Source organism: uncultured Agitococcus sp., from assembly GCF_937920075.1.
Classification (GTDB): Bacteria; Pseudomonadota; Gammaproteobacteria; order Pseudomonadales; family Moraxellaceae; genus Agitococcus.
The window spans coordinates 1-16,548 of record NZ_CALETI010000239.1; the positions used below are offsets into that span (position 1 = coordinate 1).

At 39.3% G+C, this 16,548-nt stretch carries 17 protein-coding genes, 2 pseudogenes and 1 riboswitch; of the genes and pseudogenes, 6 read left to right on the top strand and 13 right to left on the bottom strand.

What is annotated here, in order from left to right:
- The 3 genes and pseudogenes from Q0212_RS08350 to Q0212_RS08360 form a co-directional block, all read right to left on the bottom strand.
- Positions 1 to 193 (bottom strand): annotated as a pseudogene (locus Q0212_RS08350) (molecular chaperone HtpG); the annotation flags it as partial.
- Positions 194 to 265: 72 nt separating this feature from the next.
- Positions 266 to 877: a hypothetical protein gene (locus tag Q0212_RS08355; protein WP_297924446.1), complete on the bottom strand. Its 612-nt coding sequence runs from the start codon at positions 875 to 877 to the stop codon at positions 266 to 268.
- A 97-nt stretch (positions 878 to 974) separates the two neighbouring features.
- Positions 975 to 2,153 carry a VWA domain-containing protein gene (locus Q0212_RS08360; RefSeq protein WP_297924448.1) on the bottom strand — a complete coding sequence of 393 codons (1,179 nt, stop codon included), beginning with the start codon at positions 2,151 to 2,153 and terminating at the stop codon, positions 975 to 977.
- Between the two features lie 263 nt (positions 2,154 to 2,416).
- On the opposite strand from Q0212_RS08360, the gene Q0212_RS08365 reads away from it, so the two are divergent.
- Complete coding sequence (locus Q0212_RS08365; protein ID WP_297924450.1) at positions 2,417 to 2,875, top strand: hypothetical protein; 459 nt, start codon at positions 2,417 to 2,419, stop codon at positions 2,873 to 2,875.
- Positions 2,876 to 2,950: 75 nt separating this feature from the next.
- Here Q0212_RS08365 and rimI read toward each other — a convergent pair whose 3' ends face one another.
- From rimI to Q0212_RS08405, 8 genes are all read right to left on the bottom strand, one after another.
- Positions 2,951 to 3,409, bottom strand: a complete 459-nt coding sequence (gene rimI / locus Q0212_RS08370; protein ID WP_297924452.1) for a ribosomal protein S18-alanine N-acetyltransferase — start codon at positions 3,407 to 3,409, stop codon at positions 2,951 to 2,953.
- Positions 3,388 to 4,191 carry a hypothetical protein gene (locus Q0212_RS08375; protein ID WP_297924455.1) on the bottom strand — a complete coding sequence of 268 codons (804 nt, stop codon included), beginning with the start codon at positions 4,189 to 4,191 and terminating at the stop codon, positions 3,388 to 3,390. The genes rimI and Q0212_RS08375 overlap by 22 nt, the downstream gene beginning before the upstream one ends.
- Positions 4,192 to 4,194: 3 nt before the next feature.
- Entirely contained in the window at positions 4,195 to 5,742 is a 1,548-nt protein-coding gene (locus tag Q0212_RS08380) for a 2-isopropylmalate synthase (protein WP_297924457.1), read from the bottom strand.
- 112 nt (positions 5,743 to 5,854) lie between these two features.
- On the bottom strand, positions 5,855 to 6,118 hold the full coding sequence (locus Q0212_RS08385; RefSeq protein ID WP_297924459.1) for a hypothetical protein: 264 nt from the start codon (positions 6,116 to 6,118) through the stop codon (positions 5,855 to 5,857).
- Between the two features lie 207 nt (positions 6,119 to 6,325).
- Positions 6,326 to 7,966, bottom strand: a complete 1,641-nt coding sequence (groL, locus tag Q0212_RS08390; RefSeq protein WP_297924461.1) for a chaperonin GroEL — start codon at positions 7,964 to 7,966, stop codon at positions 6,326 to 6,328.
- A 42-nt stretch (positions 7,967 to 8,008) separates the two neighbouring features.
- Positions 8,009 to 8,299, bottom strand: a complete 291-nt coding sequence (locus Q0212_RS08395; protein ID WP_107864468.1) for a co-chaperone GroES — start codon at positions 8,297 to 8,299, stop codon at positions 8,009 to 8,011.
- 152 nt (positions 8,300 to 8,451) lie between these two features.
- Positions 8,452 to 9,054 (bottom strand): FxsA family protein, encoded by a 603-nt coding sequence (locus tag Q0212_RS08400; protein ID WP_297924464.1) that lies wholly within the window; start codon positions 9,052 to 9,054, stop codon positions 8,452 to 8,454.
- 2 nt (positions 9,055 to 9,056) lie between these two features.
- Complete coding sequence (locus tag Q0212_RS08405) at positions 9,057 to 9,761, bottom strand: DUF2470 domain-containing protein (RefSeq protein WP_297924466.1); 705 nt, start codon at positions 9,759 to 9,761, stop codon at positions 9,057 to 9,059.
- Between the two features lie 112 nt (positions 9,762 to 9,873).
- Between Q0212_RS08405 and Q0212_RS08410 the strand changes: the two genes are divergently transcribed.
- The 4 genes from Q0212_RS08410 to Q0212_RS08425 all read left to right on the top strand — a co-directional run bounded on the left by Q0212_RS08410 (position 9,874) and on the right by Q0212_RS08425 (position 15,427).
- Positions 9,874 to 11,151 carry an MFS transporter gene (locus Q0212_RS08410; protein WP_297924468.1) on the top strand — a complete coding sequence of 426 codons (1,278 nt, stop codon included), beginning with the start codon at positions 9,874 to 9,876 and terminating at the stop codon, positions 11,149 to 11,151.
- A 137-nt stretch (positions 11,152 to 11,288) separates the two neighbouring features.
- A complete protein-coding gene (locus tag Q0212_RS08415) occupies positions 11,289 to 12,497 on the top strand; it encodes an OmpP1/FadL family transporter (protein WP_297924477.1) in 1,209 nt (402 codons plus the stop codon).
- 217 nt (positions 12,498 to 12,714) lie between these two features.
- Positions 12,715 to 12,911: riboswitch (cobalamin riboswitch) on the top strand.
- A 75-nt stretch (positions 12,912 to 12,986) separates the two neighbouring features.
- Positions 12,987 to 14,786: a TonB-dependent receptor gene (locus tag Q0212_RS08420; RefSeq protein ID WP_297924470.1), complete on the top strand. Its 1,800-nt coding sequence runs from the start codon at positions 12,987 to 12,989 to the stop codon at positions 14,784 to 14,786.
- A gap of 95 nt (positions 14,787 to 14,881) precedes the next feature.
- Positions 14,882 to 15,427 carry a cob(I)yrinic acid a,c-diamide adenosyltransferase gene (locus Q0212_RS08425; RefSeq protein ID WP_297924472.1) on the top strand — a complete coding sequence of 182 codons (546 nt, stop codon included), beginning with the start codon at positions 14,882 to 14,884 and terminating at the stop codon, positions 15,425 to 15,427.
- Here Q0212_RS08425 and Q0212_RS08430 read toward each other — a convergent pair.
- Positions 15,424 to 16,092 (bottom strand): META domain-containing protein, encoded by a 669-nt coding sequence (locus tag Q0212_RS08430; RefSeq protein ID WP_297924473.1) that lies wholly within the window; start codon positions 16,090 to 16,092, stop codon positions 15,424 to 15,426. The genes Q0212_RS08425 and Q0212_RS08430 overlap by 4 nt on opposite strands.
- Positions 16,089 to 16,436, bottom strand: a pseudogene (locus Q0212_RS08435) (2-oxo acid dehydrogenase subunit E2); the annotation flags it as partial. The pseudogene Q0212_RS08435 and the gene Q0212_RS08430, both read right to left, overlap by 4 nt.
- A 1-nt stretch (position 16,437) precedes the next feature.
- On the opposite strand from Q0212_RS08435, the gene Q0212_RS16805 reads away from it, so the two are divergent.
- On the top strand, positions 16,438 to 16,548 hold a 111-nt coding region (locus tag Q0212_RS16805; RefSeq protein ID WP_367175777.1), incomplete at its 3' end, for a hypothetical protein.

A 16,548-nucleotide genomic window follows, 5' to 3' on the forward strand; every position in this document is an offset into this window, starting at 1 on the left:
CGGGGTCTTCACTTAACCAATCGGCATGGGTTAAGGCTTCAAAACGTAATTTATCGGCGGCATCAGACGCATTAGAAATGAGTTCACGCAAGAAAATCTCAGGATTACTATATAAAGAATGAATCATGAGATGTAACAGTTTGGAGACTTCGGTCTGAAAGCCTAAGGTTTCTTTTTGTACAGTATCAGTCATGTTGAGGACTCCTTTAATAAAAAATTATCAAGTGTTCCTCAACATGGGGGTGAAGCGATTAACTTCAAGCGTTTAGTTGGATTTTGTTATATTTTTTGAATTGCTACATACTTGATCTAGAGACGAATTACGATAAAAATAAATCTGCTTATCTTCTAAAATATTAACTAATGCAAAATGTCTATCACTTAACCAATTCATTTTATACTCATGTATTGGCCAAAAATATTCACCATCAAAAAATTGGATTGCTGTTTGTTTATCGGCAGAACTCCAAATACCTTTATTCAAAATCGTTTCATTTTGTACTTTTGCATTACGTAATGGTTCAGTAAAAAACCGAGAGTCAGATTGAATAGTTAACCAATATTCTTGATAACCATCGGAAACATACCACTTACCGACTAATTCACACTGCATCTTCGGTTGTGTATATTGATATAGTCGCTCTTCTCGCATCATCCGACTAATAAAAAAATTACCTTTGCTTTTTAAACAGCCCACAAAACTGGTCATTTCTCGAGCGGATACATTTTGTTGATTTAAAGGAACTTTTTGTAAGCATTCACTAAAGTTCTTATCAAAACGAGAAGTCAAGTAACTATATGAAACCATAAAAAGAATAGCTACCGTTAACGGGATATAAATTACAAAACGCAAAAACCAACTAAAATTACTGCTCACTCTATTCTCCTTGTTTCTTTATTATCTTTAAGGTCTGCTGACGTTTTGATTGCAGCTCACACGCCAAACGCCAACAGCATCTAGGGGCTGGCAAATTTTATTTGCTCAAATATCGACTCGCGGCCTCTAAACCCTCTAAGGTTAATGGATACATACGCTCATCTAATAACTTTTTAATGTGACTAATTGACTGTGTATGCTGCCACGCTCTTTCTGACTCAGGATTTAGCCACACAACTTTTTGAAAATGCTGTGTTAATCGTTGCATCCACACAGCCCCAGCCTCTTCATTAAAATGTTCTACTGAACCGCCAACAGACAACACTTCATAAGGTGACATCGACGCATCACCCACAAAAATTACACGATAATCAGGCCCATATTTATGAATAATATCCCAAAGGGGCAAACGCTCCGACCAACGGCGATTATTATCTTGCCAAACACTTTCATAAATAAAATTATGAAAATAAAAATAATGTAAATGCTTAAATTCGCTACGTGCTGCCGAGAATAATGCCTCACAAACCTCAACGTAAGGATCCATTGATCCGCCTACATCAAAGAAAATCAACACTTTGACTCGATTCTTCCGTTCTGGTACTAACTTAATATCTAATAATCCACCTTTATGGGCAGTGGACTTAATCGTATCGTTAATATCCAACTCTTCTTCAGCACCTTGTCTAGCAAAACGGCGTAGTCGTCTTAAAGCAACTTGTAAATTACGTGTACCTAACTCTAAAGAGTCGTCTAAATTTTTAAACTCCCTTTTTTCCCATACTTTTACAGCGGTTTTATTACGGGAAGGCCCTGCCAAACGAACACCTTCTGGGTTGGCACCATAAGCACCATAGGGTGACGTACCCCCTGTACCCACCATCCTATTACCACCTTGATGACGCTTGTGCTGCTCTTGTAAACGCTTTTCAAACTCTTCCATTAGTTTTTCTAACGAACCCATTTTCTCAATTTGAGCTAATTCTTCAGGGCTTAGATTTTTTTCTATTTCTTTACGCAACCAATCTTCTGGAATAGCCGCATTAGCTAAAGGATTAGCTAGTGTATCTAAACCATCAAAAAAGTGCTTAAAAGCGCGGTCAAATTTGTCAAAATGCTTTTCATCTTTGACCAAACAAATACGTGCTAAACGGTAAAACTCTTCACTATCTGCAAAAACTAAATGTTCATTTAATGCCGTTAATAAATCCAAATATTCTCTAATTGAAACAGGTACTTGATATTTTTTTAAGGTAAAAAACAAATTGCTTAACATATTAACTCTCTGATTAACATTAAGTGCTATTAACGTTGATAGATGAACTGTATTGCTGATAAAAATGTCAACAGTTTCTATGAAGCGGCAATATTATTAATCTTATACACAATACTTTAGCAAAAATGCTAATAAAATGTTAAGATTTTCACGTTATTATTATTCTATGACTGTTTTTCAGTCTCTTATACAACACTTCAACCTTTAAATTAACAACCACTAAATCAGCATGGATTGCCTGATTAATCTCAGGAGCAATCATTATGGCTATTCAAGAAATCATCAATCAAAAAACTGGTGAGCATGGCTATCAAGTACGTGTGAAGGGGAAAACACGTTACTTTTCAATTAAAAAACACGGTGGCAAAAGAGCTTCTCTAAAACTAGCTAAGCTAGCCGAAAAAGAACTATTAGATGCCTTGGGTATCAAAAACAGTCGAGAGCGCTTACCTAGTCAAGGCTTAGGCAAGCGTAATACCTCTGGTGTTTTGGGTATTCATATTCAATGGCGTCAATATAGTGATAGTTCTGTCTCCTATCCCTACTTAAATGGCTGTTGGAAAGATAAACAAGGTAACAGTCGTATGTTTGGTTTTTCAGTCGAAAAAAACGGCTTACGCAAAGCAGTCGAAATGGCGATTGCAAAACGTAAAATCGGCAAATTACCTGTGATTGATGTCGATGAGGCAGTTAAAATTTTAGCGGAGCAATTAAAAAGTTAATCTAGACCTCACCCTAACCCTCTCCTACAAGGAGAGGGGACATCATTGTTATATAAGAAACTTCTAAAAAACCTTTTAAAAAATCATCAATGCCATAATTACTGCATTTTCTTTACCATGCGCAGTTGGGTAATAATTTTTTCTTAGGCCAATTTCATTAAAACCTGCTGCTTGATACAGTTGTATAGCTCGCTGATTACTTTCTCGCACTTCTAAAAAAATAGTGCTGGCTTTTTTTTGCTGACTATTAACTAATACATCATCTAATAAAACTTTACCTATGCCCTGCTTTTGCTGTGTCGGTTCAACAGCAATATTTAACAGATGCGCTTCATCGACAATAAATTGAACAATTGAGAAACCAACGATTTGCTGTTGTTGATTAATTGCTACTATACAACGATGACGCTCTAGCCCTTCAGCAAATAATTTTTCTGACCAAGGGGCGTATTGAACTTGTTTTTCGATAGCACACACAGCAGCTAAATCGTCTGTGTGCATGATGCGTAAGGTTATTGATTGAGGGCTAACCATAAGGCTTTTTTCTGTAGAGGTTGCTGTAATAAAAAACTTAAACTAGCTTGCTGAATAACCGTTTTGTCAGTGCTGGCACGTAATAAATCCACTAAATCTTGCTCGTGATCGGTTAAAACAATATACCCCTTATCACTTAAGGCTTGATTACGAAAGAAAAAAGCTAAAGCTTCTTGCGCGGCCTGACGATGGCGTGGCAAGGCGTAGTTATGCACCATTGGCCAAACAAACAATAAAGGTGGTGCATTTTCACTCTGCATCACTCGTTGAATATTCGCCAACAAAGTCATTTCACTGGGACTTAATAATTGTGAACGCGGCACAATCAGTTGCCAAGCACCACAACCATACACAGCAAACCGAAAAGTAATGGGTTGTGTATCGTTAACGGCAACTCGTTGCTGTAACTCCGTTTGTTCGGTCGGTGTTGGTTTAAGCTCTTCAGTTAATGCTGTACGCGCACGAACAAAGTCATCAAAATCCTCTGCACGTTGATATTCAGGATCATTTAAATAACTTTCTAAAGGTGGCTCTTCAAAGCTGTGAACGGGTTGCTTAACGATTGGTTTGGGCAGCTCTTGCTCAACAACAGTGACTGCTTGTTCTTTATGCGGCTGATAACTGATTGATTGCTCGTCAATCAGTTGCTCTAAATAATACGGCACAAAAGCAACAGGATCACTCACATCGGCAAGTTGGCTTTCGGCTCTGACTGTCCAAACTGGAATGCCTAATGCCGCCAAATAAGCTTGGCGGCGGCCTTCAACGGCAATATTGCTCATAAATTAAATATTATCTTCTTCTTGAGGATGGGCGCGTGCGACATTAGCCACCATCAAGTTAAGCGCATCTAAATAGGCTTTGGCACTGGCAATGACAATGTCTGTATCTGCACCATGACCATTAATAATACGGCCAGCTTGATTCAGACGCACCGTCACCTCACCTTGAGAGTCTGTGCCACTGGTAATCGCATTCACCGAATACAACTCTAATGTTGTACCAGAGTCTGCGACTGCCTCAATCGCCCTAAAGGTCGCATCAACAGGGCCAGAGCCAATCGCTGTCACTTGCTTTTCTTGACCATTGACCACCAACGTTAATTTTGCTTCAGGTTTGGTGCCTGTTTTAGAAGTGACTTCTAAACTGTTGAGTTTGTAAGTTTCAGCCACTTCGTTTTGGCTATCACTGACTAAAGCATGCAAATCTTCATCAAAGATATCATGTTTTTTGTCAGCCAATTCTTTAAAACGCATAAACAAGCTATTAAAGGAATTGTCAGTGCCTGCATCAATGCCTAATTGCTCCAAGCGTGCTTTAAAAGCGGCACGACCAGAATGTTTACCTAAAACCATCCGATTGGCATTCCAACCCACATCTTCGGCACGCATAATTTCGTAAGTTTCACGGTGTTTTAACACACCATCTTGGTGAATCCCCGACTCATGGGCAAACGCATTTGCCCCCACAATCGCTTTATTAGGCTGTACAGGAAAACCTGTAATACCAGACACTAAACGTGAAGTTGGCACAATTTCAGGGGTATAAATACCTGTTTCGACAGGAAATAAATCACTACGGGTACGAATGGCCATCACCACTTCTTCTAAAGCAGCATTGCCTGCACGCTCACCCAAACCGTTAATGGTACACTCCACTTGACGCGCACCGTTTAACACCGCAGCCAAAGAATTTGATACTGCTAAACCTAAGTCATTATGGCAATGTACCGAAAAAATCGCTTTGTCAGCATTAGGGACACGAGTAATAATGTTATGAATCAGCTCACCAAATTGCTGAGGAATCGCATAACCGACAGTATCAGGAATATTAATAGTACGCGCACCTGCATCAATCGCCGCTTCAATAATTCGACATAAAAAATCTAATTCCGAACGTCCTGCATCTTCACAAGAAAACTCGACATCTTCGACCCAATTACGTGCATGTTTAATCGCGCGTACTGCGTTTTCAACCACGGCATCTGGCTCTAAACGCAATTTGTATTTCATATGAATTGGACTGGTGGCAATAAAAGTATGAATACGTGCAGCATTAGCATTTTTTAAGGCTTCAGCAGCACGGTCAATATCTTCAGCACGAGCACGCGCCAACGAACAAATACGCGAATCTTTTACCGCTTCAGCAACGGCTTTAACTGCCAAAAAATCACCATGACTAGCAATGGCAAAACCTGCTTCAATAACATCCACTTTCATACGCTCTAAGGCTTTACCAATCCGCACTTTTTCTTCTAAAGTCATTGATGCACCTGGGCTTTGTTCGCCATCACGCATGGTGGTATCAAATATTACTAATTTATCTTTGCTCATTGTTAACACCCAATACTTTTTTAATTAATTAGATTGCGTTAAATCATAGCCGTTTTAAACGCAAAAAGCGCGTATTTAACGCGCTAATCTTTCAGTAAAAAACTAATAATGCTTATTTTTGAATCATTTGTGCTGTAGGCAAATGTGAAGCCGCTTCACTTAACTCTTTGTTGGTAGGACTATTTCTTTGTAATACTTGATCGCGCATCCATTCCCCTACACAAAGGCGTAAATCATCCATTTCACCCACACTCATCATTTCGCGCTTATCCTCATCAGAGAATTTAGCCGCTAAATCACCACAAGTATCTGCGGTTGCACGCACGGAAGCTGTTGCAGAAGTTGCAACTAACAATAATAAAGACAATATACGCATGAAAAACCCCGTCTTGTTATTTTTACTCGCTGATGGGCTAGAGTATGTAAAGTGTGATTATCGTCCTACACATTTACATTAATTTGCACAATTGTAATATAAAGCCCTCAAAAAATCTACCAAACCGCTTATTTTTCCGACAAAATGGCTTGCCAAATAAAAAACCCACTAAAAAGTGGGTTTTTTAGGATTCGCAAGAGCGAGAGCTTACATCATACCGCCCATGCCACCCATGCCGCCGTCTGGCATACCAGCAGCAGCTGGTTTGTCATCTGGAGCATCGGTAATCATACATTCAGTTGTTAACATCAAGCCAGCAACAGACGCTGCATTTTCTAAGGCAGAACGTGTTACTTTAGCTGGATCTAAGATACCCATGGCGATCATGTCAGCAAACTCACCAGAAGCGGCATTGTAACCATAGTTACCTGTGCCTTCTTTAACTTTGTTAACAATCACTGAGGCTTCTTCGCCAGCATTAGAAACGATTTGACGTAATGGAGCTTCCATTGCGCGACGTAAAATGTTGATACCTGCGTTTTGGTCAGGATTATCACCATTTAAATCTTTAATTGCTTGTACAGCGCGCACTAAAGCCACACCACCACCAGCAACTACGCCTTCTTCTACCGCTGCACGTGTTGCATGTAAAGCGTCGTCAACACGGTCTTTCTTCTCTTTCATTTCGATTTCAGTGGCAGCACCGACTTTGATCACAGCTACACCACCAGCGAGTTTAGCCACACGCTCTTGTAACTTCTCTTTATCGTAGTCAGAAGTGGCCTCTTCGATTTGAATACGAATAGTTTGTACACGTGCAGCGATTTCTTCGGCACGGCCCTCACCATCAATAATCGTGGTGTTTTCTTTAGAAACGATGACTTTCTTGGCACGACCACAGTCTTGTAAGGTGGCTTTTTCTAAGCTCAAACCCACTTCTTCGGCAATCACTTGACCGCCAGTTAAGATAGCGATGTCTTGTAACATAGCTTTACGACGGTCGCCAAAACCCGGTGCTTTCACCGCACACACTTTAACAATACCACGCATGCTGTTAACAACTAATGTTGCTAAGGCTTCGCCTTCTACATCTTCAGCAATTAACAATAAGGGCTTGCTAGACTTAGCAACGCCTTCTAATACAGGAATCAATTCACGGATATTAGAGATTTTTTTGTCAACCAATAAAATGAATGGACTGTCTAATTCGGCAGTCATTGAATCTTGTTTGTTGATGAAGTATGGGCTGATGTAACCACGGTCAAACTGCATACCTTCAACGACTTCTAAGGTATCTTCAAAACCAGAACCTTCTTCAACAGTGATAACGCCTTCTTTGCCCACTTTATCCATGGCTTGAGCAATCAAATCACCAATAGTTGTGTCAGAGTTAGCAGAAATAGAACCAACTTGAGCAACCGCTTTGCTATCGGCACAAGGTGTTGCAATCGCTTTGATTTCAGCAACAGCAGCACGAACAGCTTTGTCGATACCGCGTTTTAAATCCATTGGATTCATGCCAGCAGCAACGGCTTTTAAACCTTCATTTAAAATAGCTTGAGCTAATACAGTAGCAGTTGTTGTACCGTCACCAGCCACATCAGCAGTTTTAGAAGCAACTTCTTTAACTAACTGTGCGCCCATGTTTTCGAACTTGTCTTTTAATTCGATTTCTTTAGCAACAGAGACACCATCTTTAGTGATGTGTGGTGCGCCAAAAGCTTTGTCGATGACGACGTTACGGCCTTTTGGGCCCAAAGTTACTTTAACAGCATCAGCTAAAATGTTTACGCCATTAATCATTTTTTGACGAGCGGAGTCACCGAATTTTACGTCTTTAGCAGCCATTTTTGACTAACCTCAAAATACTTAATATTAACAATCCAAGAATTAGGCTTCTAATACGCCTAAAATTTCTGATTCTTTCATAATCAATAATTCTTCACCGTCAACTTTAACAGTGCTACCAGAATATTGACCAAATAATACTTTGTCGCCCACTTTGACATCTAAAGGACGAACTTCGCCAGATTCAGTAATTTGGCCATTACCCACTGCAATCACTTCACCTTGAGAAGGTTTTTCAGCAGCAGAACCCGGCAATACGATACCGCCTGCGGTTTTGGTTTCTTGCTCTTCGCGGCGAATTACCACACGGTCATGTAAAGGACGAATTTTCATTGTTCGCGCTCCTGAATGCGTTACATATATCGTTTGATTAAAAACTCACTGCTTACAGCAGTGAGACTGTGGAAAAATGGGGACAGCTTTACCAGCTTCAAGGGGAAAAAATAAAAATAAGAGCAGATAGACCTTATCCGCTCAAAAAACAGTCAGTTATTTTTATCTAAACGAGTAGTGACTTTCATGCCACCCTTCACTTCTGTTGAAGTTTGTATAGGTTTTTGAGTTGCTGTAGTCACACGCATATTACTTACGGCTGGTGTTGGTTTAGCTTTAACTTCAGTTGCCTCACCATCAAAGACATCACCTTTCGCAAAGGGATTATTACCAAAGGGCGATTGTTGTCCAAATGGTGACTGGCCTGCTCGACCAAAACCACCCATCATCATTAAATTTGCACCACGCGCTGCGAAAGCTTGTTGCATTTTACCTTGTAATGCTTTTTGCACAGGTGGTAACAATAACAGTACCGCCATTAAATCAGTGAGTACGCTGGGCAAAATCAATAAAAAGCCAGCTAATGCCTGACAAATTGCAGCAAGAAAATTGGCATTGGGATCAACTGCCCCACCCATTTGTGCTTGTTGTAATTGGGGAGTTAACTCTTTGCTTGCACCTTTCATAATTTGACGACCGACAATAAAAGCCATCACAAACCATAATAGCAGCATCCAACCACCCACTTGTTTACCGACCCAAATACTCAAAACGATATCGGCGATTAAAAAACCAATTACTAATAATAAAGCCATGTTTAATTTCCTGTTTGACGCGCTATTTTTAATAACTCAACTAATGTTTGTCGTACTTGCTGTGGACTATTGACTGCTTGTGGGAAGCTAATATAAATAATTTTTTCGCCAATGCGTAAATGAAAGCCCAAACTATCAATACCCGTCATTGATATAGTGACATTATTTGCAACAATATTGGCTAGTTTAGCATATAACGGTAAAGCATCGGCATGGTCTTGATTCATGTGTTCAACTATATCAGTCTCTGTTTCTGCATGAAAAGGATTCGCCAAAGTTTGCGGTTCTGCCCAATGAATTTTGCCAAAGCCACCAATATAACGGTATTTGACGGGTTGTAAGACCCAAAAACTAAAATCGTGAATGTTGTGGAAATCTTTTGATTGAGGGAAATAACGATAATAACGCTGAGCGATTGTCTCTACCTCATGTTGAGCAACAGGCGTAGCATCAGCAATAATGGTTAACCTTGCTGCTGCTTGAATATCATCCCCCTCAGCAAACACCAACAAAGAACAACGTTTATCAACTTTTAAATTTTTAGTATGTTGAGCCAACTCAGAAATTAAAATAATGACTCGCCCTTGATAGTCTAAACAAAATGGCACAACAGAGCCAAAAGGATAGCCTTGCAAATGTTGAGAATGGGTACTTAACACCCCTTGATAACTTTGTAACAATAATTGTTGCAATTCGCTATTTGCCATAACTTCACCCAAACTTGATCTTTTTCAAGATTATCATAAAGCGATCTTTGCCATCTGTTATTGTTTTGCATTACTCTCTGCCCATCATTCATAAAATTTAACTTCAACCATCATGACTAATCCTACAACTCGAACCTATACCCTCAAGGAAGCCTTTGCCCAACCTGCGGCATTGATTATGTTCTTTTTTGGCTTTACCTCTGGTTTACCCTTTTTATTGGTCGGAGGCACATTATCTGCGTGGTTAAAAGATAGCCAAGTTTCTTTAGAGATGATTGGCTTAATTAGTTATGCGTCTTTAACTTATTCACTAAAATTTTTATGGTCACCCTTTGTAGATCAAGCAAAATTACCTATTTTGCATAAACTAGGTCAACGGCGTAGTTGGCTATTACTGGCACAAATTATGTTATGTACTAGCTTATTGGCGATGTCAGTTATTAGTCCTCATGCCTTAACATTGTTCGTCTTATTTGTTTTTTTAGCCGCATTTGCAGGCGCAACTCAAGACATTGTTGTCGATGCTTACCGTATTGAAATTGCACCTGCCGAAATACAGGGGGCATTAGCCGCCACTTATACGCTAGGTTATCGTTTTGCCTTACTTGCTTCAGGAGCGTTAGCTTTGATGTTAGCTGACCATGTCTCGTGGCCATTAATTTACCAATTGATGGCAGGTTTAGTCATATTTATGATGCTTGCCACTTATTTAGCCAAAGAACCACAACGTCAACAAAGTACCTTTAACTCTTTTGGCGAAATGATGACTGATGGTGTAATTGGCCCTTTTAAAGACTTTTTTGTTCGATATAAAGGTGCTTTAGGAGTTGGCCTATTACTATTTATGGGCTTATTTAAAATAGCCGACCAAATGTTAGGCGTGATGGCTATTCCCTTTTATTTAGATAGTGGCTTTACCAAAACTCAGATTGGTGCAGTTTCCAAATTATTTGGCGTATGGGTAGGTATTGCGGGGGCATTTATTGGTGGTGCAAGTGTGGTTCGATTTGGGATTGAACGCACTTTATTTGTGGGCATGATCGTCGGTGCATTAAGTAACTTATTGTTTATTTTATTGAGTTTATTTCCTGCCAATATTAATATTTTTGTCTTAGTGATTGGTGGTGAAAACTTTGCTGGTGGATTTTTGGGAACAGCCGCTGTTGCATGGTTATCATCTTTAGTTAATCAACACTATACCGCCACCCAATATGCTTTATTTAGCTCTTTAGTGACTTTACCTGGTAAATTAATTGGTGGACTATCAGGCTTTATGGTGACAAGCATAGGTTATGTAGGATTTTTTGTTTTTTCGACTGTCTCTATTTTGCCTGCGTTAATACTATTTATATGGTTGCGTAAAAAAATACAGGTTAATAAATTTTATTAACAATCAAACAACAGCAAAAACAAGCTTTTACGCTATCTTATCAAAGAGACTTCGGCTGTTTGTTAACAGCCGATTTAATAATAACAACAGAGGAACTCTAATCTATTAAACTTTATCCACGTTATTTAGCTATTGCGATTAGTTTATTAAGCACCCAAGCATGGTCTGCTGGCTTTGCCTTAAATGAGCAAAGTATAAAAAGTATGGGTATGACTCAAGCTGGTCGGGCTTCAACAGCTGCCGATCCAACAACATTATTTTCCAATCCTGCTGGTTTAACACAGCTAAGTGGTACACAAATGAGTGGCAATGCTACTTTTATTTATGCACCCGCTGACATTGAAAATGTTAAAGCATCACATGCAGGAACAAATAATGGCGATATGATTCCACCTACTTGGGTTGGTTCGGGTTTTATTAGTCACCAAATGAATGATAATTTAACTGTTGGTGTGGGCAATTACGCACCATTTGGTTTATCAACTAATTATGAAAGCTCCTTCCAAGGTCGTTTTTTTGGTGATAAAAGCAAAGTCAAAGTTATTGCTATTCAGCCAACGATTGCTTACAAAATTAATGACAACTTTTCTGTTGGTTTAGGTTTAAGTGCTAGCAAAATTGAAGGCCTATTATCGGCTGCGGTAGCTCCAATCCCTAGCAATCCTAGTCTTGAAGTCATGGGTGATGATATAAGTTTTGGCTACAACTTAGGCTTATTATGGAAACTCGATGAACAGACTCGTGTTGGTTTTAATTACCGAAGCGAAACCGAATATAGTTTAGAAGGAACAACAAAAGTTTTTAACTTTCCAGTCAATGGCGCATATTTAAACTATGATGCAAGTTTAGATATTTCTACCCCAGCAACCATAGAGGTATCTATTAGCCATCAGCTCAATAGTGATACTAATATTCATGCAAGTATTGGCTTAACTCAATGGAGTGTTTTAGAAAACTTAATCATTAAAAATCAAAATGCACCATCTAATTTTGCCACTATTACAGAGGAGTTACATTGGGAAGACTCATGGGCATATAGTGTTGGTGCAGACTGGAAAAGTGGTCATGGCGTCACTTATCGTGCAGGTTTAGGTGTCGATAATACACCAGTTACTGACGAGCATCGCAGTGTACGTGTGCCTAGTGAAGATAGAACCGTATTAAGTTTAGGATTAAGTTATCCATTCAATGATAAAATGTCTATTGATGCGGCCTACATGTTTTTAAAAGAGAAAACAGCTCACATTGATCGCGTGAAAGGCGCAGGCAATAGTGGTGTAACATATAGCGCAGATTATAAGGGTGTTGCTCATTTAATTGGCGCACAGTTAAATATGAAGTTTTAAACGCTAAAACCTCCAGTCAAAATTGTGCTATTCGGACAAACTAAAAATTAAATTTAGTTTGTCCAACCTTTGTCTTGCATCTCTCACACATCTTACCTAATATCCGCCCTGCTTTATGGTGTCCGTTTAAGTACGGTTTGACTTTTTAGGACTTACGCGGTTATCGCTTATTTATTCATATTTCAGGCATTTTTAATGCCCTTATGTTCATAAAACGCGCTAATTTCAACGAAATGCGTAAACCCTATCATGTTACAAATGGGAAACTGGTGCAAATCCAGTGCTGCCCCCGCAACGGTAACTATGTTTGTTTATTTTATATGCCACTGTTTTTAAATGGGAAGGCTAAATAAACGACTGTCTTAGACAGTCGGCATAGGAGTCCGGAGACCGACCATATTTGCCAATATAACGCTCTTTTTTTGGATAAGTGGCGTTTTCTTTTCATTTTTTCGCTGTTTGCGGGGAACCAAACAGTCGGAGTTATTTATGTTTTCTCGTTCATTTTTAGCAGCGAGTATCGCTGCCTGCTCGTCTTTTGTTTTTGCTGCTGAGGCTACGTTGCCAACAACCGTCGTCACTGCAACTCGTACCACACAATCTGTTGATGATTCTTTAGCCTCTGTTCAGGTGATTACTCAAGAACAGTTAGCTCAGCACCCCTCTCAAGATTTGGGTGAAATATTAAGATTTACTACAGGTATTGATATTGCTCGTTTAGGCGGTTTTGGTGGCCAAACGTCCACTTTTATTCGTGGCACAGAAAGTAACCATACCTTAGTGCTAATTGATGGCATAAGAATTAACTCAGCCACTAGCAGTCAAGCCAACATTCAAAATCTCACATTAGATGATATTGAACGAGTGGAAGTTGTTAAAGGTGGAATGTCGAGTTTATATGGCTCTGAAGCAATTGGTGGTGTGATTAATATTATTACTAAAACACCTAATAAAACCTCTAGCCAAGCCACTATTAGTGCAGGTAGTCATAAATTGGTTAAAGGAGGTTTTAATCAAACCTTTAAACAAAATGCTTTGTCTGCGTTAATTAATGCAAATGCATTTTATACTAATGGTTTTGACATTATTGAAAAAAGCACACGCGAATATGGCTATAAAAATCACGGCGTTAATTTAAAAGCTAATTATGATTTAGGCTTTAGTCAAATTTCGGTCACTGCCCGACAAAACAAAGGCACTACTGAATATCACAATTTTGGTTTTGTCACTCAAGACTTTGAAAACCAATTAATTAGTCTTCATGCACAGGGTAAAATTAACGACACACTGAATAGTCAAATTCGTTTAAGCCAACTAAAAGATCATATTGACCAAAATCAAAGTAGTTCTTTGGCACATACCAAGCAACAACAAGCCGATTGGCAAAATACCTTTGCACTTTCCTCAGAAATCACTTTGGTAGCAGGCATCACCCAAACCAATACTGAAGCACAATATGACAACGGTTTTGGTACTAAATACGATAAAGAGCAAGATAACTTAGCTGTTTATCTACAACAACAATCACAATTTAGCCAAATTAGCACCCAACTTTCACTTCGTCATGAAGACTATGATTCCTTTGGCACACATCAAACAGGTACTTTAGCTTTAGGCTATAGCCTCAATAATCAACACCGTATTTATGCCAATTATGGGACAGCATTTAAAGCACCTGATTTAAACGATTTATATGGATATGGTGGTAATGTTAATTTAAAACCCGAAGAGTCTACCTCTGTAGAAGTAGGTAGCAAACACACAATTGGTCAATTCAAGTTAAATACCGCTTTTTATCAATATGATATTGATAATTTAATTAGTTGTGTGGGTGGTTTTCCTTGCCAAAATATTAATGTTGATAAAGCATCTATTAAAGGTATAGAGCTTGGTGTTAACTGGCAACAAGATGGTTTAATGTTTGGTTTGAACGGTGGTTATAATCATGCCCAAGATGATATGACTAAACAAGATTTATTACGTCGTCCGCGTCGTAGCTTAAGCTTTACTACAGGCTACAACCAAGAAAAATGGGGTATTTCAAGCGAAGTATTGGCTAAAAGTCATGCGTTAGATGCGCCATTATTTGGCAGTAACACACCACGTCGTTTAGCTGGCTATGCTGTCGCTAATGTCAATGCTTATTGGCAAGTTGTACCAAGCACTAAGTTACGTGTGTCGCTCGAAAATATCACCGACAAAACCTATAGTTTTGCTTATTCAGGTGCAACAACACGTTACCTAGCTACGCCATTTACCGCTACAATCAGTGCCGAAGTGAAATTTTAAACTCGTAGGGGTAGCCCTTGTGGCTACCCTCAAATAAACATAAATTTGGGCAACCACGAGGGTTGCCCCTACCAAAAACATGCAAGAGATATGTTATGGGACATCGTTTATCAAAAATTTATACCAAAACAGGTGATGATGGCACAACAGGTTTAGGTGATGGTAGCCGTGTGGCTAAAGATAGTTTACGTGTTGAAGCCTATGGTACTGTGGATGAACTCAATAGTTTTATAGGTTTATTACGCGCAGAATTAACAGCCAATCATCACATGGAAACTATTTTATCTAAAATCCAACATGAATTATTTGATTTGGGTGGTGAGTTATGTATTCCCAATTTTATTTTAATAAAAGAAGAAGCGATCTCACGTTTAGAGCAAGCGATTGACTCTTTAAATGAGGATTTGCCTCCACTAAAAGACTTTATTCTACCTGCAGGCGGTAAAGCGGCTAGTATTTGTCATGTTGCTCGAACCGTTTGTCGTCGAGCTGAGCGCCGTGTGTTTAGTCTTAGCCAACAAGAACAAATTTCGCCTTTACCCTTACAATATCTAAATCGTTTATCTGATTATTTATTTGTCGCAGCACGTATCTTAGCGCGTGAACATGGCGGTACTGAAGTGCTATGGCAACGCTCTTAGGGAAACAATGCTATAAACTCCGCAACCACCTGATTTTTCTCATCCATAAACTGTAAATGATAATCAGGTGTCACCTGCCAAACACGTAAACGCTGTAATGCTCCAATAAAATTTCGCTCTAACTCTTTATAGTCACACTGAGACGTTGTGCCTTGTACACGCATGAACTGCATTTTTTTATCATCACGATGATAAATACCGCTCATGACATTACAGCCAGTTAGCCCGTGCATTTGTCCACCCACCATACGTAAATATGGAGGTCTTTTGCTTTTTTGACTATCAACAGTTTGGCCATTAAGTTTGACTAATTGCCAATGTGCCCCCTCAGGTGCATTGGGCTTAAATACACTACCTGTTACTTTGCCTGTTGTTGTGACAGTGGGCTGAGTAGGCTCAATCGCAAAACTCCGTCCACCTTGCTGCACATTAACCCTACCAATAGTTGCTGAATAAGTGGGCAAGTTTGAGGTCACAACTCGTTGCTGACCATTAGCTAATTTAACCACAACTGATGTGCCATCTTGAGCAATACTACTCACATAACTTGTTTGATTGTTATTAATAGTCGCTTTTAGAGTTTGCTGCGGTTTAAGCCCTATAGATTGGCAAGCAGCTAATGCGGCCACAACACTAAGTATTGTTAATTTTTTTATTATTATCATAATAAAACTCGTCGTATATCGGCCAATATTTGACTTAATAAAGTCGTAAATCTGGCTGCATCAGCACCATCAATTACCCGATGGTCGTAAGATAAAGAAAGTGGCAATATTAAACGTGGATTAAAACTTTTACCATCCCAAATTGGTTTGTGACTCGAACGAGAAACCCCCAAAATAGCCACTTCAGGCCAGTTAACAATAGGAGTAAAAGCCGTACCACCAATACCACCTAAAGAGGAAATGCTAAACGTTGCGCCTTGCATATCTGCGGGTGTTAACTTTTTATCGCGTGCTTTGGCGGATAATTCAGCTAAACTTTTGGCAATTACCGAAAACCGGACGGGAATGTTAGCCGGAATTACCAATGCGATTGCCGAAATAAAAACAAGTATTCGCAATGTCAGCGCGAATGTTTCAAGTGATGAGCGAGGTTTAATTGAAGTTACAGTCGAGGTT